Source organism: Methyloprofundus sedimenti (assembly GCF_002072955.1).
Classification (GTDB): domain Bacteria; phylum Pseudomonadota; class Gammaproteobacteria; order Methylococcales; family Methylomonadaceae; genus Methyloprofundus; species Methyloprofundus sedimenti.
In genome coordinates, this window is sequence record NZ_LPUF01000001.1 from 428,176 (window position 1) to 450,878 (window position 22,703).

At 41.8% G+C, this 22,703-nt stretch carries 23 protein-coding genes; 21 read left to right on the plus strand and 2 right to left on the minus strand.

Translation table 11 applies throughout. From position 1 onward, the window contains the following. The first annotated feature begins 19 nt into the window (after positions 1-19). The 14 genes from AU255_RS01785 to AU255_RS01850 all read left to right on the plus strand — a co-directional run bounded on the left by AU255_RS01785 (position 20) and on the right by AU255_RS01850 (position 12,825). Positions 20-388, plus strand: coding sequence for an ATP synthase subunit I (locus tag AU255_RS01785; RefSeq protein ID WP_233144530.1), 369 nt, complete (start codon positions 20-22; stop codon positions 386-388). Between the two features lie 19 nt (positions 389-407). Next, a complete protein-coding gene (atpB, locus tag AU255_RS01790; RefSeq protein ID WP_080521282.1) occupies positions 408-1,184 on the plus strand; it encodes a F0F1 ATP synthase subunit A in 777 nt (258 codons plus the stop codon). Positions 1,185-1,226: 42 nt separating this feature from the next. Next, the gene (gene atpE / locus AU255_RS01795; protein WP_080521283.1) at positions 1,227-1,511 is read left to right on the plus strand and encodes a F0F1 ATP synthase subunit C; all 285 of its coding nucleotides are present in this window, start codon (positions 1,227-1,229) and stop codon (positions 1,509-1,511) included. A 43-nt stretch (positions 1,512-1,554) separates the two neighbouring features. Then, positions 1,555-2,034 (plus strand): F0F1 ATP synthase subunit B, encoded by a 480-nt coding sequence (locus AU255_RS01800; RefSeq protein ID WP_080521284.1) that lies wholly within the window; start codon positions 1,555-1,557, stop codon positions 2,032-2,034. Beyond that, positions 2,034-2,564 carry a F0F1 ATP synthase subunit delta gene (locus AU255_RS01805; RefSeq protein WP_080521285.1) on the plus strand — a complete coding sequence of 177 codons (531 nt, stop codon included), beginning with the start codon at positions 2,034-2,036 and terminating at the stop codon, positions 2,562-2,564. Before AU255_RS01800 ends, AU255_RS01805 begins: the two co-directional genes overlap by 1 nt. A gap of 21 nt (positions 2,565-2,585) precedes the next feature. Beyond that, positions 2,586-4,127 (plus strand): F0F1 ATP synthase subunit alpha, encoded by a 1,542-nt coding sequence (gene atpA / locus AU255_RS01810; RefSeq protein WP_080521286.1) that lies wholly within the window; start codon positions 2,586-2,588, stop codon positions 4,125-4,127. A gap of 12 nt (positions 4,128-4,139) precedes the next feature. Then, positions 4,140-5,006 (plus strand): F0F1 ATP synthase subunit gamma, encoded by an 867-nt coding sequence (gene atpG, locus AU255_RS01815; protein WP_080521287.1) that lies wholly within the window; start codon positions 4,140-4,142, stop codon positions 5,004-5,006. Positions 5,007-5,046: 40 nt separating this feature from the next. Continuing rightward, positions 5,047-6,423 (plus strand): F0F1 ATP synthase subunit beta, encoded by a 1,377-nt coding sequence (gene atpD, locus AU255_RS01820; protein ID WP_080521288.1) that lies wholly within the window; start codon positions 5,047-5,049, stop codon positions 6,421-6,423. 23 nt (positions 6,424-6,446) lie between these two features. Then, positions 6,447-6,869, plus strand: coding sequence for a F0F1 ATP synthase subunit epsilon (locus tag AU255_RS01825; protein ID WP_080521289.1), 423 nt, complete (start codon positions 6,447-6,449; stop codon positions 6,867-6,869). A 479-nt stretch (positions 6,870-7,348) separates the two neighbouring features. Continuing rightward, on the plus strand, positions 7,349-8,719 hold the full coding sequence (gene glmU / locus AU255_RS01830; RefSeq protein WP_080521290.1) for a bifunctional UDP-N-acetylglucosamine diphosphorylase/glucosamine-1-phosphate N-acetyltransferase GlmU: 1,371 nt from the start codon (positions 7,349-7,351) through the stop codon (positions 8,717-8,719). 1 nt (position 8,720) lies between these two features. Beyond that, positions 8,721-10,550: a glutamine--fructose-6-phosphate transaminase (isomerizing) gene (gene glmS / locus AU255_RS01835; protein ID WP_080521291.1), complete on the plus strand. Its 1,830-nt coding sequence runs from the start codon at positions 8,721-8,723 to the stop codon at positions 10,548-10,550. A 77-nt stretch (positions 10,551-10,627) separates the two neighbouring features. Then, positions 10,628-11,311 (plus strand): DNA-3-methyladenine glycosylase I, encoded by a 684-nt coding sequence (locus tag AU255_RS01840; protein ID WP_080521292.1) that lies wholly within the window; start codon positions 10,628-10,630, stop codon positions 11,309-11,311. Between the two features lie 306 nt (positions 11,312-11,617). Further along, positions 11,618-12,553 (plus strand): hypothetical protein, encoded by a 936-nt coding sequence (locus AU255_RS01845; protein WP_080521293.1) that lies wholly within the window; start codon positions 11,618-11,620, stop codon positions 12,551-12,553. A 26-nt stretch (positions 12,554-12,579) separates the two neighbouring features. Then, complete coding sequence (locus AU255_RS01850) at positions 12,580-12,825, plus strand: hypothetical protein (RefSeq protein ID WP_080521294.1); 246 nt, start codon at positions 12,580-12,582, stop codon at positions 12,823-12,825. Positions 12,826-12,913: 88 nt separating this feature from the next. Here the strand turns inward: AU255_RS01850 and AU255_RS01855 are convergent, their stop codons facing one another. Further along, the gene (locus AU255_RS01855) at positions 12,914-13,255 is read right to left on the minus strand and encodes a group II intron maturase-specific domain-containing protein (protein ID WP_080521295.1); all 342 of its coding nucleotides are present in this window, start codon (positions 13,253-13,255) and stop codon (positions 12,914-12,916) included. A gap of 22 nt (positions 13,256-13,277) precedes the next feature. Between AU255_RS01855 and AU255_RS01860 the strand changes: the two genes are divergently transcribed. From AU255_RS01860 to AU255_RS01875, 4 genes are all read left to right on the plus strand, one after another. Continuing rightward, the gene (locus tag AU255_RS01860; RefSeq protein ID WP_080521296.1) at positions 13,278-13,526 is read left to right on the plus strand and encodes a hypothetical protein; all 249 of its coding nucleotides are present in this window, start codon (positions 13,278-13,280) and stop codon (positions 13,524-13,526) included. Further along, complete coding sequence (locus AU255_RS01865; protein WP_080521297.1) at positions 13,501-14,265, plus strand: exodeoxyribonuclease III; 765 nt, start codon at positions 13,501-13,503, stop codon at positions 14,263-14,265. The genes AU255_RS01860 and AU255_RS01865 overlap by 26 nt, the downstream gene beginning before the upstream one ends. Before the next feature lie 35 nt (positions 14,266-14,300). Next, a complete protein-coding gene (locus AU255_RS01870; protein ID WP_198942516.1) occupies positions 14,301-14,909 on the plus strand; it encodes a uracil-DNA glycosylase family protein in 609 nt (202 codons plus the stop codon). Between the two features lie 261 nt (positions 14,910-15,170). Next, complete coding sequence (locus tag AU255_RS01875; protein ID WP_080521298.1) at positions 15,171-15,776, plus strand: DUF4405 domain-containing protein; 606 nt, start codon at positions 15,171-15,173, stop codon at positions 15,774-15,776. Between the two features lie 156 nt (positions 15,777-15,932). On the opposite strand, the gene AU255_RS01880 is transcribed toward AU255_RS01875, so the two are convergent. Then, positions 15,933-17,699, minus strand: a complete 1,767-nt coding sequence (locus AU255_RS01880) for an ABC transporter transmembrane domain-containing protein (protein WP_080521299.1) — start codon at positions 17,697-17,699, stop codon at positions 15,933-15,935. A gap of 439 nt (positions 17,700-18,138) precedes the next feature. Here AU255_RS01880 and AU255_RS01885 point away from each other — a divergent pair, with 439 nt between their 5' ends. From AU255_RS01885 to AU255_RS01895, 3 genes are read left to right on the plus strand one after another with little or no spacing between them, the layout of a single operon-like run. Beyond that, a complete protein-coding gene (locus tag AU255_RS01885) occupies positions 18,139-18,834 on the plus strand; it encodes an ABC transporter ATP-binding protein (RefSeq protein WP_080521300.1) in 696 nt (231 codons plus the stop codon). Continuing rightward, positions 18,831-21,371, plus strand: coding sequence for an FtsX-like permease family protein (locus AU255_RS01890; RefSeq protein WP_080521301.1), 2,541 nt, complete (start codon positions 18,831-18,833; stop codon positions 21,369-21,371). The genes AU255_RS01885 and AU255_RS01890 overlap by 4 nt, the downstream gene beginning before the upstream one ends. A 2-nt stretch (positions 21,372-21,373) precedes the next feature. After that, the gene (locus AU255_RS01895) at positions 21,374-22,516 is read left to right on the plus strand and encodes a lipocalin-like domain-containing protein (RefSeq protein WP_080521302.1); all 1,143 of its coding nucleotides are present in this window, start codon (positions 21,374-21,376) and stop codon (positions 22,514-22,516) included. Positions 22,517-22,703: the final 187 nt, after the last annotated feature.

Sequence of the window (22,703 nt, forward strand, 5' to 3'; positions counted from 1 at the left end):
TTATTCGAGCAGGTTTAGTGTGAGAAAGATATTTAAGCTCTCCATTGTAAACAAGATTCTTGTCATACAAGCTCTAATCATTTTGTTTGTTGTAGCATTTTTTTTCTTATTAGGCAGTGAATTAAGTGTTAAATCAGCGTTTTATGGCGGTCTGGCCGCGCTGATTCCTAATTTGTATTTTGCTCGAAAAATCAATAAACACAAAGGTCAAGAAGCAAAAAAAATAGTTCGATCATTTTATGCGGGAGAATCAGGCAAACTGTTCATCACCGTTATTATTTTTGCGCTTATTTTTCAAGATCCTAAAATAGATGTTTTGGCTGTGCTGACGGCCTATATTTCAGCATTAACAGTTTTTTGGTTTGCGTTATTAATACGCAAATATTAATTTTTGAAAGCGAGGCAGAATGGCTACTGAAGCACACGCGGCGGAAGGCGCAACAGGATATATTGTTCACCATCTAACACCGTTATCAGTAGGGGAAGGTTTCTGGACATTACACTTGGATACTTTGTTTTTCTCTGCGGTTCTAGGTGCTTTGTTTATCTGGTTTTTTAAGGTTGCTGCGGAAAAGGCAACTATTGGTGTGCCAGGAACCGGGCAGGCTTTTGTCGAAATGATTATCGAGTTTGTTGATCAGCAGGTCAAAGATTCTTTCCATGGAAGAAGTGATTTAATAGCGCCTCTGGGATTGACTATTTTTGTCTGGGTGTTTATGTGGAACTTTATGGATTTATTTCCCGTAGATATTTTACCTGCTGTTGCCGGGATGATGGGGATGGAGTATATGCGTGTTGTTCCCAGTACTGATTTAAATGCAACCTTTGCACTTTCAATCAGTGTATTTCTATTAATTATCTTTTATAGCATTAAAATTAAAGGTATTTTGGGTTTTGCCAAAGAATTAACCTGTACGCCTTTTGGTCCATGGATGATGCCGTTTAACTTGCTACTAAAGCTGGTTGAAGAAATTGCAAAGCCTATATCACTTGCCTTACGACTATTTGGTAACTTATATGCAGGCGAATTGATTTTTATTCTGATTGCTTTGCTGCCTTGGTATATACAGCCTATATTAAGTTTTCCATGGGCGATATTTCATATTCTTATTATTACTCTTCAGGCATTTATTTTTATGGTATTGACAATTGTATACCTAAGTATGGCGCACGAAGATCACTAAATAAATTCTATCATTTTATATAACAATACTTTTGGAGGTATTATGGAACTTGCAGCGTTGATTGCAGATGTACAAGGTATGACTGCTATTGCAGTAGGTCTGGTTTTAGGTATGGGTGCTCTAGGAACAGCGATAGGCTTTGGTCTATTAGGTGGTAAGTTCCTTGAAGGTGCTGCGCGTCAACCAGAAATGGTACCTATGCTACAAGTTAAAATGTTCGTTGTTGCAGGTTTATTGGATGCGGTAACTATGATTGGTGTTGGTATGGCATTGTTCTTTACATTCGCCAACCCGTTCCTATCTGCTGTTGAAGCGGTTGCAGGATAAAACACTCTCGTAAGTTATTTTAACAGCAACATGAGGAAGGCTAGTGAGTATTAATGCTACACTAATCGGTCAAATGATCACATTTACACTTCTGGTATGGTTTACCATGAAGTATATTTGGCCGCCACTAATTGACGCTATCGAAGAACGTAAAGCAAAAATTGCCGAAGGATTGGCCGCGGCTGAAAAAGGCCAGGAAGATATGGAGCGAGCAGCAAAAAAAGCTGCAAACGTTTTAAGAGAAGCGAAACAACAATCAGCTGATATTATCAATCTTGCACAAAAACGTGCGAATGAAATCGTTGAAGAATCAAAAGGCACCGCCAAGCAAGAAGGCGAGCGTATGATCGAAGCGGCTAAAGCACAAATTGAACAAGAAATGCAGCAAGCGCAAGAAGCAATGCGTAAAGAAGTCTCTACTTTAGCACTAAAAGCAGCGGGACAAATTCTAAAGCAAGAGATTGATAAAGCTAAGCACAAAGAACTCATCAGCAAAGTTTCTGAGCAATTAGGTCAAGCATAATGAGTGAATTAGCAACTTTGGCAAGACCGTATGCAGAGGCAGTATTTAAAAGAGCAAAAGAAGTTGGCAATTCTCAGGAATGGTCTGATACCTTAGCCTTTTTATCTGCCATAATGCAGGATGAGAGCTTAGCTGCAATTGTGAGTAACCCTAGAGTTGGCGAAGATAAATTAACGGCACTATTGCTGGATATTTGTCAGGATCAAATCGCTGGTGAAGCGAATAATTTTCTTAAGCTATTAATAGAAAATAGCAGATTAATATTATTGCCACAAATTGCGGAGTTATTCGAGAATTATAAAGCTGAAGATGAAGGTTATGTCGATGTTGATGTTATAACTGCTTATGCTTTAACCAAAGCGGAAGAACAAAGTTTTGCAACATCACTAAAAAAGAAGCTCAATAAACAAGTAAATATTCACGCAAGTGTTGATAAAACTTTAATGGGTGGCTTTCTAGTGAAAGCAGGCGACAGTGTGATTGACGGCTCTATTAGTGGTCAACTTCAACAATTAGCTAAAAGGATCTAACAGCTTAGACTGAGAAAAAATATGCAATTAAATCCATCTGAAATAAGTGATCTGATTAAGAAACGGATCGAAAATTTCGACGTCAATGTCGAAGCGCACACAGAAGGTACCGTAGTCAGTGTGACTGACGGTATTATCAGAGTTCATGGCTTATCACAAGCAATGCAAGGTGAAATGCTGGAATTTCCTGGAAACTCTTATGGTATGGCCTTGAACCTTGAAAGAGATTCTGTCGGTGTGGTTATGTTAGGTGCTTACCAACATATCACCGAAGGCGATACTGTCAAGTGCACAGGTAAGATTTTAGAAGTACCTGTTGGTGAAGCATTGCTAGGGCGTGTCGTTGATGCTTTAGGTAATCCAATTGATGGCAAGGGTGAAATTGATACTGATCAAATGGCACCTGTTGAAAAAATTGCTCCAGGCGTAATTGCCAGAAAGTCAGTTGATCAGCCTATTCAATTAGGTTTGAAATCAATTGATGCAATGGTTCCTGTCGGACGTGGTCAGCGTGAGTTAATCATTGGAGACCGTCAAACAGGTAAAACAGCGATAGCGATTGATGCAATCATTAATCAAAAGGGTACAGGCATTAAATGTATCTATGTTGCTATCGGCCAGAAACGCTCATCAATTTCGAATGTAGTGCGTAAATTAGAAGAGCATGGAGCAATGGAGCATACCATTATTGTCGTTGCTTCTGCTTCTGAATCTGCAGCACAGCAATTCATTGCACCTTACACTGGGTGTTCAATGGGTGAATATTTTAGAGATAAGGGCGAAGATGCGCTTATTATCTATGATGATTTAACCAAGCAGGCATGGGCTTATCGTCAAATGTCATTGCTGTTACGTCGTCCACCAGGTCGCGAAGCATATCCTGGAGACGTTTTCTATATTCACTCCCGTTTACTGGAAAGAGCTTCTAGAATCAGCGCGGATGAAGTAGAAAAAATTACCGGTGGAAAAGTAAAAGGTAAAACAGGTTCTTTAACAGCGCTGCCAATTATCGAAACTCAAGGTGGTGACGTATCTGCTTTCGTACCAACTAACGTAATTTCCATTACTGACGGGCAGATTTTCCTTGAATCTGATTTATTCAATTCAGGTATTCGTCCAGCGGTTAATGCGGGTTTATCTGTATCACGAGTGGGTGGTGCAGCACAAACCAAGATCATCAAGAAATTAGGTGGTGGTACACGTCTTGATTTAGCTCAGTATCGTGAATTAGCTGCATTTGCACAATTTGCATCTGATCTGGATGAAAGTACACGCAAGCAAATTGAACGTGGACAACGTGTTACAGAATTGATGAAACAAAATCAATATTCGCCTATGTCAGTTGCGGAAATGGGTGTTTCATTACATGCAGCGAACGAAGGCTTTCTAGATGATTTAGAGGTAAATAAAGTACTTGCTTTTGAAGCAGCTTTACAATCATATATGAAGTCAGCGCATGCTGATTTGTTAAAAACGATCAATGATACTGGTGATTATAGTAATGAAATTAAGCAGGCTATTCAGTCTGCAATAGAAACTTTCATTAAAACGAATAGCTGGTAAAAGGGGCTTCTAATGGCTGTTGGTAAAGAAATACGCACCCAGATTGCGAGTATCAAAAATACTCAAAAAATCACTCGCGCTATGGAAATGGTCGCTGCGAGTAAAATGCGTAAAACAAAAGACAGAATGAATGCTACGCGTCCCTACTCAAAAAAGATTAGCCAGATCATCAAGCATCTGGCTCATGCCAACCCTGAGTATAAACATCCTTTTCTTGTTAAGCGTGAAGTAAAACGAGTGGGTATTATAGCTATTAGCTCTGATAGAGGTTTATGTGGGGGGCTGAATTCAAATTTATTCAGAAAAACACTTAAACAACTGACAGTGTGGAATAATAATAATATTGAAGTTGATATTTGTACAATTGGTGGCAAAGGCGCAAGCTTTTTTGGTAGTTTAAAGATAAACAAGGTAGGACAGGTTTCTAAATTAGGTGATACACCGCACGTAGATGATATCGTTGGTATTATTAAAATAATGCTCGATGCTTATTATGCGGGAACCATTGATGAGCTTCATGTTATGTACAACCAATTTGTAAATACCATGACCCAGGCACCTACTGTAGAAAAATTGATTCCTGTTATAGCAACTGAGCTTGAAAACGAAGAATTGAAAGGGCATTGGGATTATTTGTATGAACCTGATGCTAAGGAAGTTCTAGAAAATTTATTAACTCGCTATATAGAATCAATTGTTTATCAAGGTGTAGTAGAAAATAATGCCTGTGAGCAAGCGGCTAGAATGGTTGCGATGAAAAGTGCTTCAGATAATGCTGGCAATCTTATTGATGAGTTGCAACTTGTTTATAATAAAGCAAGACAAGCGGCTATTACGCAGGAAATTTCAGAAATTGTTGCCGGTGCCGCAGCTGTTTAGATCTTGCAAAACAAAGTTAAGTAATTAAGAGGACGACACAATGAGTTCGGGTAAAATCGTTCAGATTATTGGTGCGGTTGTGGATGTGGAATTTCCACGTGAAGCACTACCAAAAGTATATGATGCGCTTAAAGTAGAAAGCGTTGGACTGACTTTAGAGGTTCAACAGCAATTAGGTGACGGCATAGTACGCGCAATTGCAATGGGAACAACTGATGGTGTTCGTCGTGGCTTAGAAGTAAGCAACAGCGGTGATGCGATCAAAGTACCTGTTGGACAAAAAACCTTAGGACGTATTATGGACGTCTTAGGTAATCCAATTGATGACAAAGGCCCAATTGGAGAAGAAGACAAATGGGTCATTCATCGTAATGCACCTTCTTATGCTGAGCAGGCTCCGGCCAGTGAGCTTTTAGAAACGGGTATTAAAGTCATAGACTTGGTATGTCCGTTTGCTAAAGGTGGTAAAGTAGGTCTGTTTGGTGGTGCAGGTGTAGGTAAAACCGTCAATATGATGGAACTTATCCGTAACATCGCGATTGAGCACAGCGGTTTCTCCGTATTTGCCGGGGTAGGTGAGCGTACTCGTGAGGGTAACGACTTCTACCATGAAATGACAGATTCAAACGTTATTGATAAAGTCTCGTTAGTTTACGGTCAAATGAATGAGCCACCAGGAAACAGATTACGCGTAGCGTTAACGGGTTTGACTATGGCGGAATATTTCCGTGAAGAAGGACGTGATGTTTTATTCTTCGTAGATAATATTTATCGTTATACCTTGGCGGGTACTGAAGTATCTGCGCTATTAGGCCGTATGCCATCAGCGGTAGGTTATCAGCCTACACTAGCTGAAGAAATGGGTGTACTGCAAGAGCGTATTACCTCAACTAAAACAGGTTCCATTACTTCAATCCAGGCGGTATACGTACCGGCGGATGATTTAACTGATCCATCACCTGCAACAACTTTCGCGCATTTAGATGCAACGGTTGTATTGTCTCGTCAAATTGCTGAGTTAGGTATTTATCCTGCGATTGATCCATTGGATTCAAGCAGTCGTCAGTTAGATCCTTTAGTCATTGGTCAGGCGCATTATGATGTTGCTCGTGGCGTACAAGGTATCTTGCAGCGTTATAAAGAGTTACGCGATATTATTGCGATTCTGGGTATGGACGAATTATCTGAAGAAGATAAATTAACGGTAACCAGAGCACGTAAAATTCAACGTTTCTTATCACAGCCTTTCTTTGTTGCGGAAGTATTTACTGGTTCTCCAGGAAAATATGTTTCACTAAAAGATACAATCGCTGGTTTCCAGGGTATTATTGACGGTGAATACGACGACTTACCTGAGCAAGCGTTCTATATGGTTGGTTCCATAGATGAAGCGGTTGAAAAAGCGAAAAAAATGTAAGTTATTAACTTATAGGTAATATTATGACCATGACAATACATGTAGATATCGTAAGTGCAGAACAGGAGATTTTTTCCGGATTAGCGGAAATGGTTTTTGCTCCTGCTGAACTTGGCGAAGTAGGTATTACTCCGCGTCATGCGCCATTAATATCAAAATTAAACCCGGGTGAAGTTCGCGTAAAAGTGAGCGATAAAGAGTACCAGGAATTTTATGTTTCAGGTGGAATATTAGAAGTACAGCCACACTTAGTGACGGTACTTGCTGATACTGCGATGAGAGCTAAAGATATTGATGAAGCAGCAGCTTTACAAGCGAAAGCTGAAGCGGAAGAAGCACTCAATGATAAGTCGGGTAAAATTGATTATGCAACAGCGCAAGCGCGTTTAGCGGAAGCAATGATGCAATTAAGGGCACTGGATAGACTCAGAAAACGCGGTTCTTAATTTTTATATTGAGCGTGCGCATATAAAAGCCCGATAGCGGATTCGTTATCGGGCTTTTTTTGTTTTAGAACGCAAGTTTAAAGCTTATTTTTAGAATATTACTCTTATCACTGTCGGTTAATAATGCGATAATTTAGTTTGCAAATAAGATCAGCTAGTGGCATCAATCGGTGTTGAGTAATCATGGATATTGTTGCATTTATAAATACTGAAAAATTAAAAACAGTTTCAAGTTATCCTCAACAGTACTTTATAATTAAAATTGGCTAGCCTTAGAAAAGATATTTATGATGCGTTAGCACGGTTAAAAAATCATAGTACTCGATTAAACGAAACCTATAAACAGGGCTTCCTGGAGTAGCGAGGGTTATTTTGTAACATTTCATATCTCGAATCTACAGACATTTCAGTATCACAGCCCACGCAGATTATCGTGGGAACTTTAAATTAATAAAAGCAGAGAGGCGAAGCGTAAGCACATGAGCGTAAAAACTATCATATTAGCCGCAGGGCAAGGTACGCGGATGCGTTCTGCATTGCCAAAAGTTTTACATAAAGTTGCTAATCGGAGCCTGTTACAACATGTATATGATACAAGTAAGCTAATTGATGAAAATGAAATCATTATTATTTATGGTCACGGCGGCGAATTAGTTAAGGAGACATTATCCAGTCTTGATGCTCAGTGGCTAGAGCAAAAGGAACAGCTGGGAACTGGTCACGCGGTATTACAGGCCGATAGTCTGATTGAAAATGAGGATACAGTGCTTATTTTATATGGCGATGTGCCCTTACTTACAAAACATTCTATCGATAGTTTATTAGCAAATGTTACCCAACAGAGCATGGCTTTGTTAACGGTTGCGCTGGAAAATCCTGCCGGCTATGGTCGAATAGTTCGCGATGATGCTGGAAAGATACGCAAGATTGTTGAACAAAAAGATGCATCGGCTGATGAGCAACTGATTGCGGAAGTTAATACAGGCATTCTTGCCGTAAAAGGTGATCAAATAAAAAACTGGATTACCCGCTTAGATAATAATAATGCGCAGCAGGAGTTTTACCTGACCGATGTCATAGAAATGGCTGTTAATGATGGCATAGTAATAAAAACCAGCCAGCCCGAAAATGTAGATGAAGTGCTAGGGGTAAATAATCGTAAACAACTCAGTCATCTTGAGCGAGTTTTTCAGACTAGACAGACAGACTGGTTAATGAAGCAAGGAGTCACACTACTCGATCCTGCAAGAGTTGATTGTCGTGGAACATTTACATCATTAGGGCAAGATATATCAGTGGATATTAATGTTATTTTTGAAGGTAATAACAGCATTGGTAATAATGTCACAATTGGTGCAAATACCATTATAAACAATTCAGTTATTGCTGATAATGTAGAGATTTTAGCCAACTGTATTATTGATAATGCAGTTGTTGGTGCAGAAAGTAGAATAGGTCCTTTCGCAAGATTACGACCACAAGCTGAATTATCTGAGCAGGTGCATGTGGGGAATTTTGTCGAAATTAAAAAATCGACAGTGGCTAAGGGCAGTAAAATAAATCATTTAAGCTATATCGGTGATGCAACGATTGGAAGCCAGGTTAATATTGGTGCGGGTACGATTACCTGTAACTATGATGGGGTGAACAAATTTCGCACAATTATACAGGACGGTGCATTTATCGGTTCTGATACGCAGCTTATCGCCCCGGTAATCGTGGGTAAAAATGCAACCATAGGCGCAGGATCAACGATCACTAAAAATACCCCGGATGCACAGCTAACATTAACCAGATCCAGACAAATCAGCATACAAAACTGGCAAAGACCCGTGAAAAAGGAGCGATAAAATGTGTGGCATAGTTGGTGGAATCGCGCAAAGAAATGTCGTCCCTATTTTAATTGAAGGCTTAAAAAGACTGGAATATCGCGGCTATGACTCGGCAGGGCTAGCGGTAATAGCAGATAACAAGATTCATAGACAAAGAGAAATTGGCAAAGTCAAAAGCCTGGAGAATTTGCTTGCAGCAGATCCATTTGCAGGCAATATCGGCATTGCACATACTCGCTGGGCCACGCACGGAAAGCCAAGCACCCAAAATGCTCATCCTCATATCTGTAATAATAAGGTTGCCATTGTGCATAATGGCATTATTGAGAATCATCAGGCGTTACGAAATACTCAAAAAGCACAGGGTTACAAATTTACCTCGGAAACGGATACCGAAGTGATTGCCCATCAGATCTATCATGAACTGGAAAGTACGAATAGTTTATTACAAGCCGTAAAAAATACTATCCAGCATTTAGAAGGTGCTTATGCACTGGGTGTACTCAGTAAAGACGATGAAAATACCTTAATTACCTGTCGCAAGGGAAGCCCATTAGTTATTGGCGTAGGCATAGGTGAATATTTTATAGCCTCGGATGTAGCCGCGCTTTTACCTGTGACACAACGCTTTATCTTTTTAGAAGAAGGAGATATTGCTGAGCTAAAAACGCATAGCCTGATTATTTATGATAAAGATGATCAGATTGTGCAAAGGCCAATCAAAGAAAGCAGCTTAAAAGCAGATGCAGTTGATAAGTCTGGCTATCGACATTACATGCTCAAGGAAATTTATGAGCAACCAAATGCCATAGCAGAGACACTAGAAGGCCGGTTTATTGATAATAAGTTGCAGGATGTCGCCTTTGGACATAATGCGGCAGAAGTATTTGACTCGATTAAATCGATCCAAATACTCGCCTGTGGTACCAGTTATCACTCCGGATTAGTTGCAAAATACTGGCTTGAAGAATTGGGGCACGTACCCTGCAATATCGATGTTGCCAGTGAATATCGCTATCGAGAACCGGTACTTGCTGATGGAACCCTGGTAGTGACTATTTCGCAATCAGGTGAAACAGCAGACACATTAGCTGCATTGCTTGAGGCAAAAAGACGAGGCGCGTTGTACTCTTTAGCTATTTGCAATGTGCCCGAAAGCTCCCTGGTTAGAGAGTCGGATCTGGTGTTAATGACCCGAGCGGGTCCGGAAATTGGTGTTGCATCTACAAAAGCGTTTACAACACAGTTAGTCGCATTAATGTTACTGGTTATGGCGGTCGGTAAACGCTTTGCCCTGAGCAAGGAAAAAGAGGCAGAAATTACGGCTGAATTATTTCAATTACCACGCCATATAGAAGATGTTCTACAGATTGATGATGAGATTAAAATCCTGTCAGAGCAATTTGCCGAAAAAAACCACGCCTTATTTCTAGGTAGAGGTACACATTACCCTATCGCAATGGAAGGTGCTTTAAAGCTCAAAGAAATCTCATATATTCATGCTGAAGCCTATCCGGCAGGTGAATTAAAGCATGGGCCATTAGCACTGATAGATGCTGAAATGCCGGTAGTAACAGTTGCTCCCAATAACCATTTATTAGAAAAGCTAAAATCCAATATACAGGAAGTCAGTGCCAGGGGCGGGCAATTAATTGTTTTTCTGGATGAATCTATTGTCAGTGAGCCTGATGAAAATGTGCAAATAGTAAGGATACCCAAAGTGAATAACCTGATTGCGCCGATTGTGTATGTTATCCCCTTACAATTACTTGCTTATCATGTTGCTGTACTTAAAGGAACCGATGTTGATCAGCCGCGTAATCTGGCTAAATCGGTAACAGTGGAATAGTATTTAACAGGCTGAGCATAATCACACAATGAATGGATTAAATTGAAGCGCAAGATAACCCAGCAATGGTCATAAACATGCAGAGTTTTGAGCAAATCTTTCAGCGTGCGGTAAAAAGAAAGGGCGGCGAAGATCAGCTGCAATTACTATTGCCCCCGGTAAAGTCTATACAGGAAGTCTGCTTGCAGAAGGATGACAGAATATTATCATGCATGACCAAGTGCATTTTTCAAGCAGGGTTTAACTGGAAAGTCGTTGAAAATAAATGGCCAGAATTTGAAATCGTATTTAAAAAATTTAAACCACAAGTGCTGGAACTATTATCAGCTGAAGACCTGGAAGTCATCGCCAAAGACGCACGCATAATCCGCAATATGCAAAAAATAATGACAGTGCCAATAAATGCACAATGGATAAATGAAATCGCTGATGAACATGGAAGTTTCGCAAAATTTATAGGTTTATGGCCAACATCCAGTATTGTTGAGTTGTTTAAGCTACTTAAGAAAAGAGGTGCGCGTCTAGGCGGAAACACAGGGCCAAGAGTATTAAGATTGGCAGGAATAGACAGTTTTATATTAAGCTCTGATGTATTGCAGGCATTGCGCCAGGCGGATATAGGCCTGTATGGCTCAGCAACATCAATGAAAGATATGCAATTGATTCAATCCGCCTTTAACGCCTGGCATAAAGAAACACAGTTGCCGTATACGCACCTTAGTAAAATACTTGCCTTTTCGGTGAGTGAAAACATCTATTAAGCCTGGGTACCTATCCGGTATATTTAGCTAATCCTTGCAAAAGCTGGTGACAGCACCGAAAAATGGGACCAGGCCCTAAGGTGTCCTGACAAATTAATTATAAAAAACATAGGGATATACTCTTTTTTTATATAAAATGGAATTAAGGAATAATTGTCCGACTAATATCAACTTATCAAGGCAATTTTCCCTGATATTAAAAAGACAGGCAAAGTTGCCTGATTGATATCGAAATATCAAGTTATCAGGGTAAAAGTACCTGATAAGTAATAGTTAGATACTAAACCTTACCAAGGAAATCGAATCATGTGTACATCTAATGCGAATAGAGCATTGATAAATCTTAATAGTACAATGCAGATAGCTGAAATTTTCATCCTCAGAGTAATTCCCTTGACAATGCTTGTTATGATAGTTACAGGCTGTCAAAGCACGCCAATTTATCAGGCTTTATTTAATAGAGAGGAGGTAATTGCATCAGCAAAGTCAAAGATGAAGCTAATGGTAGACAACCGAACGAATGGTTATAATGAACCTGTTAGTCTATGTAAATCTAATGGTTTAGATTACCTAACGGATGATGGCCGTAAAGAGCCTTTCAATATTGTTTACCCAATATCAGATTGTAAAAGCTATGCTCAATCTCTTATTTCGAAAGCAAATGAAGAAGATCTTGCTGCGAAATTGAAAATGGAAGCGGAGAAAAATGAAAAGCAACGTGAAGAGGATCAAAGGCGTGCCGAAGAAGCTAAAATAAAGAAGGCTGAAATAGCCGCTGAAGAAGCGGAACGAAAACGCCAGCATAAAGTACTTACAACCAAACTCAAATCAGGAAAGGTTGCGCCAAAAAACTGGAGGCAGGCTATAATCGCTTTTAGTGCCAATGATGGTGCTTTCTTAGCCAGTGCGCCCAAGATAAGACCAGATGGAAAAATATACAGTACACAAGGTACAATAGCACTTGGAAACAAAGATGACACATTCATAGCGAAGTGGTTCCCTACTGATGCTCAATTTCTCGTTATGAGACGTTTAGGAGCCCGTAGTCGTTCTAACTTAGAGCCTAGGTATTATAAAGTCAAAGTACCAAAATTATTGAGAAAAGAGTATTATGAGAAAGCTAAATTGGGTGGCATGTTTGTTTTTGTGGGGAAATATGTATCAAACGAAGACTATGCCACTACTAATGGCCAAAATAAATCTATGCCAGTTTTTGAGGCAACATATTTACAATTTATTTGATAATAATTTTTTAAAAGAAAAATAAAATGCTAGAAGTAAAAATTCAGGATGTTACTGAGAATATAGCAGTTCCCGCGCCGCTGGGAACGCAAGAAAATCAACTACATATATATCCCAGACTATACTTTGTTGAATCTGGTCAAGCTGTTCCTGATAATATATACACCTTGAAGCAAGGTCAAAGGGAGGAAATGTGTGATATAACCGCTGGACAAATTCGAGGGATAGGCTGGGTTGATAAAAACCAGCCAATCTACATTGTTCTCAAGTAAAGGTATCTAAATCGGGTAAGAGCTGGTTTCTCTCCAGCTCTCCCCACACCACCCTGCGTGCGGCTCCGCACAGGGCGGTTCATCGCCATTATGAATAATGGAACTTCACCCATTGCGCTTCAACCGAGACTAAACCTTGCGATTTTAGCCAGTTGTTATTTAAAGCAAGTTGTACCGCCTTGGTTTTCGCAAGTCGGTAATATCCCTTTGAACTCATACCTAACCTAATCGCCGCTGATTCGGAAACGCCGAGTCGCATCAGATTACGAATACGTGTGCGTATCCTGCGCCATTGTTTTAAATAGCACATCCTGATACGTCGTCGTATCCATTGATCCAGTAACGGTATCGGTCGGTAATATTCGCTCAACCCAAAGTAGTTTCCCCAGCCTGAAAAATGGGGGTCAGGTCCCGAATTGCGAATTAGTATTGTTTAGGGTATATTTTCAAACATGGCTAAACCTCTCAGACTTGAATATCCTAATGCTTTATATCAGTTTACCTCGCGAGGTGATCGACGTGAAGATATCTATGATGGTGATGGTGATGGTGATGGAGATCGACTAATTTTTCTGAATATACTGGGTAAGGTTGTCACAGATTTCAATTGGCTCTGCCGCGGCTATTGTTTGATGAGCAATAAGCATTTTTTCAAACATCAGATGGAATCAACACATGAAAATAATTTCCTGGAATGTTAATGGAATTCGTTCGGTACAAAGTAAAGGCTTTGCCGAAACGCTCGCGCAGCTTGATGCCGACTGCATTCTATTGCAGGAAACCAAGGCGCAGAGCGATCAGATCGACAAGGCATTGGAAGGTATCGATGATTACCGTATTTATTCCAACTGCGCAGAACGCAAGGGCTATTCCGGTGTGACTATTTTATCCCGGCAAGAGCCGCTGCAAATTATCGACGATATCGGCATAGCCGAACATGATCGCGAAGGCCGAGTAATCGTCGCGGAATTTGAACAATTTTTTCTGCTGGATGTGTATGTGCCGAATTCAGGCCAGGGTTTGTCAAGGCTGGATTACCGGAGAAGCTGGGATCTCGAATTTCTGGCTTATTGCCGGCAATTGCAAAGCAAAAAACCGCTCATCGCCTGTGGCGATTTCAATGTTGCGCACCGGGAAATCGATATCGCCCGTCCGAAGCCGAATTATAATAAGTCGGCCGGTTATACCCAGGCAGAAATTGACGGTTTTAGCAGATTCCTGGATGCCGGGCTGGTCGATACCTTCCGGCATTTTCATCCGGATACCATAGCTTACAGTTGGTGGAGTTTTCGCGCAGGCGCCAGGGCCAGAAACGTCGGTTGGCGGATCGATTATGTGTTGACCAGTGAAACGCTGATCAACAAAGTAAACCAGGCCTTTATTCTGCCGGACATAACCGGATCGGATCATTGTCCGGTTGGCATCGACATCAATTTTTAAGCTCAATGTGTCCAATGCTTATACGCGAACAGTATATGCGCGAACACCTCGCCGCATTAGCTAATTGCCACCGTTGCTCCGCGATGACTGGTCCGGTTGTGACCGGGAATCCGGTCCTGTCGCCGATTTTATTGATTGGCCAGGCGCCCGGCGACAAGGAAGGCGGCTTTGGTAAATCATTTGCCTGGACTGCCGGTAAAACCTTGTTCAAATGGTTCGATCGCATCGGGCTTAATGAAGAAACTTTTCGGCAGCGTGTTTACATGGCTGCGGTGTGCCGCTGTTTTCCGGGCAAAAATCCCAAGGGCGGTGACCGAGTGCCGAGTCTGGCCGAAATCGATAAATGCGCGGGCTGGCTGCAAGCGGAAATCGATTTTCTCAAACCCGATCTGATTCTGCCGGTTGGAAAATTGGCGATTAGCCAATTAATGCCGGTCAAAAGGCTCAACGATGTCATTGGCAAACTTCACTCTGTCAACTTTCATGGCCACTGCTCCGAAGCGCTTCCGCTGCCGCATCCTTCCGGCGCGTCAACATGGTATCGAACCGAGCCGGGCCTCGGGCTGCTCGAATCGGCATTGACGATCCTGCAAAACCATCCGGCCTGGCAGCAAATTTGTAATGAAAGTTATTACTCCAGTTAGCCGTTAAACAGGGTATAGACAGGTAATAAACCGACGTCATAATCGGACGGGTTACTTATTTCAAGGTCGTTACAAAGCAAATCTTGTTGATTAGGAAAACTAGCTTCTTGAACTTTCTCGTTATGTTGTACTGAATCCGCTTCAGACGCAAGGCAGGATACAAAACATGGGGCATGGCCCCAGGTTTTGACCTTCCATGTTTGCAACTGTACCCGTTAAATGAGAGACTCTAAAAGCAAATAAGTCAGCCAGGGAATTTTTATGAAACGCGTTAATCTTAACTTTATTATCGATGTCGTCGCTTTCGTTGGATTTATAGTATTGACAACTACTGGTGTTCTTATGCGATATGTACTGCCTCCAGGTAGTGGCCACTATTCCACAATCTGGAGTCTTGATCGACACGAGTGGGGGGGTATCCATTTCTGGATATCAATTGTCTTTTTTTCCATACTTTCATTGCATTTAGTGTTGCATTGGCGTTGGATAGGAGGTGTTGTGACTGGCCGGCCTAACCAAAGCTCAGGTTTGCGGGTAGGATTAGGTATTGTTGGGCTTGTTACTGTAGTGGCACTCGCCATATCCCCGTTGCTTGTTCCAGTAGAGAGTGATTTTACTAACAATGGAACATCATTCCTTTCTAGTCATAAATATGAGGATACTTTAATTAATGGTTCAATGACGCTCAGGCAGGTAGAAGAAATAACGGGAGTACCTGCTATTTATATTATCAAATTCTTAAAATTGCCTGAATCAATATCAGTAACAAAACAACTGGGTACTCTGAAAAGAAAATATGGATTTGAAATGAATGATGTGAGAGAAATTGTTAAAGCATACAAAAAAAATAATCAGGTCGTAAAATAGAGTATACACATGCGAATCGTCAGTGTATTGATAAAAAAGGGGGCAGAAAAATCGGGGCCAGGGCCCGAATTGTGAATTATTCAGGAACAAATAGGCTCCGGTCCTGAGGTATCCAAAAAATGAATTTAACAGCCTATCATTAAAATGAGTAGTTGATCACGACATCTCCCCAAACTGCAAAGCCGCCAGTCTGGCATAAAGGCCTTTTTGCTCAAGCAATTGCTGATGACTTCCTATGGCAACAATTTTGCCGTGATTCATAACAACAATTCTATCTGCCTTCAATACGGTCGCGAGACGATGCGCAATAACCAGTGTAGTACGGTTTTGCATTAAATGCTGTAGCGCATCCTGAACCAGTTTTTCACTTTCTGCATCCAGCGAACTGGTTGCTTCATCCAGTAATAAAACCGGCGCATTTTTAAGAATGGCACGGGCTATAGAAATACGTTGACGCTGGCCGACTGACAGCCTAAGACCTCGTTCACCCAGAAAAGTATCATAACGCTCGGGTAATCGCTGGATAAACTCATCGGCTGCCGCAGCTTTAGCGGCTGTTTTGATTTCTGCATCAGTGGCTGCAATTTTGCCAAAGCGAATGTTTTCCATCACACTGGTAGCGAATATTGAAGTTTCCTGAGGAACGATGGCAATATGCTGCCGTAGTTGTTTGATATCGGCCTGGGCGATGTCAACCCCGCCCAGAGTAATGCTCCCTTGTTGTATTGCATAAAAACGTAATAACAATTGAAATACGGTACTTTTACCGGCACCTGAAGGGCCAACGAGTGCAATCGTTTCGCCGGGTGCAATAGTCAGGTTGAAGTCATGCAGGGCTTGTTGTTCAGGTCGAGAGGGATAATTAAAAAAGATATTTTGAAAGTGGATGCTGTCATGTGTAAATGCGGGTAGGGAATGCGGATTTTTGGGTGACATAATTCCCGGTTGAAATTTTAATAACTCGAGGATACGCTCCATGGCACCTGCAGCACGCTGGATATCTCCCCAGACTTCACTTAATGCTGCGGAATTGGTGGCGACCATCACCCCATAAAGCAAAAACTGGCTCAGTTCACCCAACGATATTTTCCCCGCTTGTACCCATTGCGCGCCTAACCAGATAATTGCCATTAATCCACTGAAGACAGTAAATACCGCAAAGGCAGATAACAGGGCTCTAGCCGTCAAACGGTGTTTTGCAGTAGTGAATGAATTTTCTACCGATACATTAAAGTGATGGCTATAAAAATCCTCCAGATTGTAGGACTGTAGTACGTTTATAGCATTGAATGTTTCCCCGGCTATGCCGCTGGACTCGGCAATGCAGTCTTGATTTTTTCTGGATAAGCGCCTTATTTTCCGCCCGAAAAAGATTAATGGAAGTACAATCAAAAGAATGATGATCAGAATTAAAGCAGTAAGCTCCAGGTTAGTCACCGATAACATGATTAAGCTGCCGATAAGTAACAAGGTAGAGCGTAAAGTGATGGAAATGCCCGCACCGATGACTGATTGGACTAAAGTGGTATCAGTGGTCAGGCGTGACAAGACTTCGCCTGTGCGGGTAGTCTCAAAAAAAGCGGGTTCCATTTTTAAAACATGCCGATACAATTTAGAACGTAAATCGGCAACAATACGTTCGCCTAACCACATGACCAGATAATAGCGAGTTGCTGAAAACACGGCCATGACAACCACAATAGCAAGCAGTAATAAAAAATAGCGATTTTGCATTTCGCTATGCTGCAGTAAATAGCCCTGGTCAATAATCAATTTTACGGCTATTGGTAAAGCCAACGCTGCTGCCGCCGCAATAATCAATACGAAAAACCCCATCAGCATGCGTAATTTATAAGGCTTAAAAAAATCGATCAGTTGTATTAGTGAACTAAATCTGCGATAACGAGATTTTGTTTTGGGCATAAGGTTTTAAAGATGAGTGAAATTGATGAAAGGGCCTTTGGGCTAAATTATCATCTTTTGAAAAAATGAGTTAAAGTAAATTTATAGGGTGTTCTTCTGGAACGAGGACTAAGCACCCTGGGCAACCGTCTTTTTAGTGCCCATCTTTTATAGCACAAGCTCTTGGCAACCTCGTATGGCCCGATGGGCACGCTGTCGCTTTGCCCATCCTACAATTATGTAAATTGCCTAAATTTTTTTCATACACTTTGACCTGATATTGACTGACAGGTTTTAATGACGTGTTAGATAACACAGTCATTAATCTTATTCGCTAATTATCATGGTTTCTTGCTTCAATATCTTCATGTCCTTGATGGCGAAAAGCAAGCTCGAGGCTATGGAAAAATAATGCACATTGTGCTGTGCACCCAGACTGTCACTTATCAATTGGCTCAATATGATTAACAAACCCGCTGTTGAATTTTCTCAACTCAGTAAATATTATCAGGAATCCGGACAACAGCAGCTGATTTTTGAGCATTTGAATTTGTCTGTCGCTGCTGGTGAATTCATCGTTTTGCTCGGCCGCAGTGGTTCGGGAAAGTCAACATTGCTTAATTTGATCAGTGGAATAGACCAGCCTTCATCAGGAGATATCTGGGCGAATGGTGTTAACCTTTGCGAGTTATCTGAGCATCATCGTACCTTGTTTCGTCGTCATCATATTGGTTTTGTGTTTCAGGCCTATAATTTAATCTCGACACTGACAGTCGCTGAGAACCTGTTATTGCCTTTGGAGCTGATCAAGCCGATTGGTGATAATGACCGGGATAAAGTGAGTGATTTACTGGCGCAACTGGGACTGGCTGATCGCCTTGATACCTATCCTGATCGTTTATCCGGTGGTGAGCAACAACGGGTTGCCATTGCCAGAGCACTTATTCATGACCCGGATATTGTTCTCGCCGATGAACCGACCGGTAATCTGGATCTTGAGACCGGCGAACAAGTCATAGCGTTATTAGACAAGCTGGTTCGCGATGCGGGGAAAACTCTGATTATGGCGACCCACAGCCATGAAGTCATTGGTCAGGCCGATCGAGTGTTTGCCATCAATAACAAGGCGCTGCAGTTAGTGACTGATACCCTATGAGAAACATTCTTAAAAAAGCCAGCCGCAATTTTTTATACCGGCATCCCTGGCAGCTCTGTTTGGCCATTTTGGGGATTACCCTGGGTGTCGCCGTTGTTGTTGCTATTGACCTGACCCTGGATAGTTCGTTACAGACTTTTACCCGGACCACTCAAGCCTTGTCAGGCAAGGCATCACATAGAATTGTTGCCAGTGATGGTGGTGTGGATGAAAAACTTTATACTGCCTTAAGGGTTGAACACGGCATACATGTGTTATCCCCGGTCATTAATTGTTATGTAGTTTCATCTGCTGCGTCTGAAAACACCTTTAAACTGTATGGTATAGATCCGATGATTGAAAGTACATTTCAATCATCCTGGCAGCAGCAACAGGGGACAGGGGCAGGCAATGCACTGCGCTTGATAAGCGAGCCTAACACGGTGTTGATGAGTCGGCAGACTGCAGAGAAAATGGGGTTGCAAATAGATGATCAATTGAGCGTTATTACTGATACGGGGTCTTATGAATTAAGAGTCATAGACTGGTTACCTGAAGATGATGCGGTAGCCAGGGAATTGTTTGAGAATTTGCTGATTACCGACATTGCCACCGCACAGGAAATATTGGGACTAGTTGGTAATCTCAGTGCGATTGATGTGATGATAGCCTCTGATCAAGAAGCAAAAATACAGGCCTTACGCGAGGCTTTACCTGCTGATTTGTTATTGATGTCACTGGATAATCAGGCGGAATCACTACAGCAAATGACCCATGCCTTTGCAATTAACTTAAATGCTATGGGCATGCTTTCACTATTAGTCGGAATGTTTTTGATTTATAACACCATGACTTTTTTAGTGATTCAACGTAGACGATTAATAGGCAGTTTGCGTTCGATCGGTGTCACCCGGCAGCAGATATTTCAGCTCATTATCAGCGAAGCCTTGATACTGGCAGTGATAGGGACGGTTTTAGGCATAGCATTAGGCATTATTCTGGGGCAGGGCTTATTACATATAATTTCTGGCACCCTCAATGCTTTTTATTTTCGGATTGATCATAGCACATTAATATTAAGTCCTGTGCAGATTGCCAAGGGCATTTTATTAGGTATAGGGGCGACTTTACTGGCTGTGTTAACACCCGCCTGGGAAGCTACTCGACAATCACCGCAGCACACTTTATTACGTTCACAACTGGAGACAGATGTGCGGCGATTAATGCGCTTTGCTGTTATTGTGGCACTCCTGTTTATTCTTTGTAGTTTCTTGCTTATCTTGTTGTCAGGCACCAATGTCAGGCTGGGATTGATCAGTCTTTTTTTGCTGCTGTTCGGCTTTGCCTTACTCACACCAGTGGTTACTTTGTTGCTGATGAATTTGCTGGAGCGTACTTTAGGCCGTTCTTCCAGTATTTTTGCAAAATTACCGGTGCGTATGGTGAGAGCTGAAATCAGTAGAACCGGCATTGCGATAGCCACATTAATGATTGCCGTTTCTGTCTCGATAGGTATGGACATCATGATCGGCAGTTTTCGCCTAACTGTTTCCGAGTGGCTGCAAACGTCTTTACAAGCTGATCTGTATGTTAATTTATCCGGTAATACGCAGGCAGCCAATAAATCGGATAATGATCATATATTGAAAACCCGATTAGCTGGGCTGGAAGGAGTGGAGATGCTCAGTAGTGTTCTGCATACCAGGTTAATCCGTGACCAGACGCTGACTAAAGTGACAGTGTTTGAATTAAATCCAAAGTCCAAACAAGGGTTTATTTTTAAACAACAGGGTAATGGTGTCTGGGAGGCATTTACTCAGCAAAACAGTGTTTTCGTCACTGAACCCTACGCGTATCATAATCAAACCAAGATAGGTGACAAAATTCTGTTGCACACAGACCAGGGGGAGCAGGCCTTTGAAGTCATTGCAATCTATGCCGATTACAGTGGAGATCAAGGTCATCTTGCCATGAGTCGCAGTAATTACCAAAAATACTGGCCAGATTTAGGCTTTACTGGTATCGGAATTTATGCAGCACAGCAAGCCGATAGGCAACAACTGGAAAAGCATGTCAAACAACTGCTTAAACCCTATCAAAGCGTCCGATCCGAACAGGCTATTTACCAGGCATCCATGCAGATGTTTGAACAAACTTTCAAAATCACTGAAATCTTGCGCCTGCTTGCCGCCAGTATTGCATTTGTCGGCGTATTCAGTGCTTTGATGGCATTGCAATTTGAACGTACGCGGCAACTGGGTATATTGCGCGCGATAGGTATGACACCCATGCAAGTAGGCCGGATTATCAGCATTGAAACCGGATTAATGGGGCTGATAGCCGGCTTGTTTGCCGTACCAGTGGGTTTTGTTATGGCTTATGTGCTCATTTTTGTGGTTTATCAGCGTTCATTTGGCTGGACCATGGCTTTTCATTTGGATGCTTTTGTCATTGTTCAAGCCTTGCTACTCGCATTTTTTGCTGCCTTACTTGCCGGAGTGCTGCCTGCAACAAAAATGGCACAGACCAAACCGGCTGAAGCATTGAGGTCTGAATAACCATGAAAAAACTGATTTACGTACTGCTTATTGTTGTCATATCAGTGTCAGGCTGGTTATTTTTAGCGCAACAAGAAGTCACACCGTCTGCATCGAAACCGGCCTCCAGCAATAATAGCCTTTTGTCAGCGGATAATGAGACCTATGCTCGGGTGTTAAAGCCCAGAACATTTGTATTTCCACAAGATCATGGTGCACACGCTGATTACCATGTCGAATGGTGGTATTTTACCGGTAATATACAATCTGCAACAGAACGTAAATTTGGTTATGAATTAACCTTTTTTCGCTTTGCCTTGACACCGGAGCAAAAATTAACGACATCAAAGTGGCGTAATAACCAGGTATATATGGCACATTTTGCCTTGACTGATGTGCAAGATAACAGGTTTTATGCCGATGAACGCTTTAGTCGTGCCGGGAATAATCTGGCTGGCGCGGAAGCAGAAAAATATCATGTCTGGTTATATGACTGGCATGCTGAAGCGGGCGAAGAGCTCGGTTCAGGCATTCATTTAGAGGCTAGAATGGATGATGTTGCCATTTCTCTAGACCTCAAGTCAGAGAAAAAAATTGCCTTGCAAGGCGTTGATGGTTTTAGTCAAAAAAACGCAGAGCCAGGTAATGCCTCGTATTATTACTCTTATACCCGAATGGCAACGACCGGCAGTATTCAGGTTAATCAACAGTCATTTGATGTCACCGGTTCAAGCTGGATGGACAGAGAGTGGAGCAGTGCTTCATTATCGGCACAGCAAGCAGGGTGGGATTGGTTTGCACTGCAATTGTCCGATTCCAGCGAGCTCATGTTTTATCGTTTTAGACGTAAGGATGGAATGCAGGACATTAATGACGCCGGAGCTGTATTTAATGCCGATGGTTCCAAAATAAGCTTAAATTTTTCAGATATTGCGATTCAGGTTCTGGATTACTGGAAAAGCCCGCATACTCATATTACTTACCCGGCAAAATGGCATTTGTCCGTTCCAAAGTTAGGACTTGAACTGGATATCACGCCTTTAATCAACGATCAGGAACTCAATGTCAGATATCGTTACTGGGAGGGAGCAGTGAGGGTGACAGGCAAAAAGTACGAGCAGGGTATTAACGGGCAGGGTTATGTGGAACTAACGGGCTATCAATAATTTAAGTTTACTCTGACTTCAGTTATATTCACTTATTTCAGGGGCGTTACAAAGCCATCCTTGTTGATAAGGATGGCTACCTTCATGAACTTTCTCGTTATGTTGTACTGAATCCACTTCGGGCAAAAGGCATGGTACAAAATATTGAAGATTGGCCCTGGAGTAGTTATCTGGCGATGATCGATGA

Coding starts and splice junctions, on each gene's coding strand:
- AU255_RS01885 (WP_080521300.1), top strand. CDS start 18,139: ATGATTAACAAACCCGCTGTTGAATTTTCTCAACTCAGTAAATATTAT.
- glmS (WP_080521291.1), top strand. CDS start 8,721: ATGTGTGGCATAGTTGGTGGAATCGCGCAAAGAAATGTCGTCCCTATT.
- AU255_RS01865 (WP_080521297.1), top strand. CDS start 13,501: ATGAAAATAATTTCCTGGAATGTTAATGGAATTCGTTCGGTACAAAGT.
- AU255_RS01845 (WP_080521293.1), top strand. CDS start 11,618: ATGTGTACATCTAATGCGAATAGAGCATTGATAAATCTTAATAGTACA.
- atpE (WP_080521283.1), top strand. CDS start 1,227: ATGGAACTTGCAGCGTTGATTGCAGATGTACAAGGTATGACTGCTATT.
- AU255_RS01860 (WP_080521296.1), top strand. CDS start 13,278: ATGGCTAAACCTCTCAGACTTGAATATCCTAATGCTTTATATCAGTTT.
- AU255_RS01895 (WP_080521302.1), top strand. CDS start 21,374: ATGAAAAAACTGATTTACGTACTGCTTATTGTTGTCATATCAGTGTCA.
- atpD (WP_080521288.1), top strand. CDS start 5,047: ATGAGTTCGGGTAAAATCGTTCAGATTATTGGTGCGGTTGTGGATGTG.
- AU255_RS01840 (WP_080521292.1), top strand. CDS start 10,628: ATGCAGAGTTTTGAGCAAATCTTTCAGCGTGCGGTAAAAAGAAAGGGC.
- AU255_RS01875 (WP_080521298.1), top strand. CDS start 15,171: ATGAAACGCGTTAATCTTAACTTTATTATCGATGTCGTCGCTTTCGTT.
- AU255_RS01825 (WP_080521289.1), top strand. CDS start 6,447: ATGACCATGACAATACATGTAGATATCGTAAGTGCAGAACAGGAGATT.
- AU255_RS01880 (WP_080521299.1), bottom strand. CDS start 17,699: ATGCCCAAAACAAAATCTCGTTATCGCAGATTTAGTTCACTAATACAA.
- glmU (WP_080521290.1), top strand. CDS start 7,349: ATGAGCGTAAAAACTATCATATTAGCCGCAGGGCAAGGTACGCGGATG.
- AU255_RS01870 (WP_198942516.1), top strand. CDS start 14,301: ATGCGCGAACACCTCGCCGCATTAGCTAATTGCCACCGTTGCTCCGCG.
- atpB (WP_080521282.1), top strand. CDS start 408: ATGGCTACTGAAGCACACGCGGCGGAAGGCGCAACAGGATATATTGTT.
- AU255_RS01850 (WP_080521294.1), top strand. CDS start 12,580: ATGCTAGAAGTAAAAATTCAGGATGTTACTGAGAATATAGCAGTTCCC.
- AU255_RS01805 (WP_080521285.1), top strand. CDS start 2,034: ATGAGTGAATTAGCAACTTTGGCAAGACCGTATGCAGAGGCAGTATTT.
- atpA (WP_080521286.1), top strand. CDS start 2,586: ATGCAATTAAATCCATCTGAAATAAGTGATCTGATTAAGAAACGGATC.
- AU255_RS01890 (WP_080521301.1), top strand. CDS start 18,831: ATGAGAAACATTCTTAAAAAAGCCAGCCGCAATTTTTTATACCGGCAT.
- atpG (WP_080521287.1), top strand. CDS start 4,140: ATGGCTGTTGGTAAAGAAATACGCACCCAGATTGCGAGTATCAAAAAT.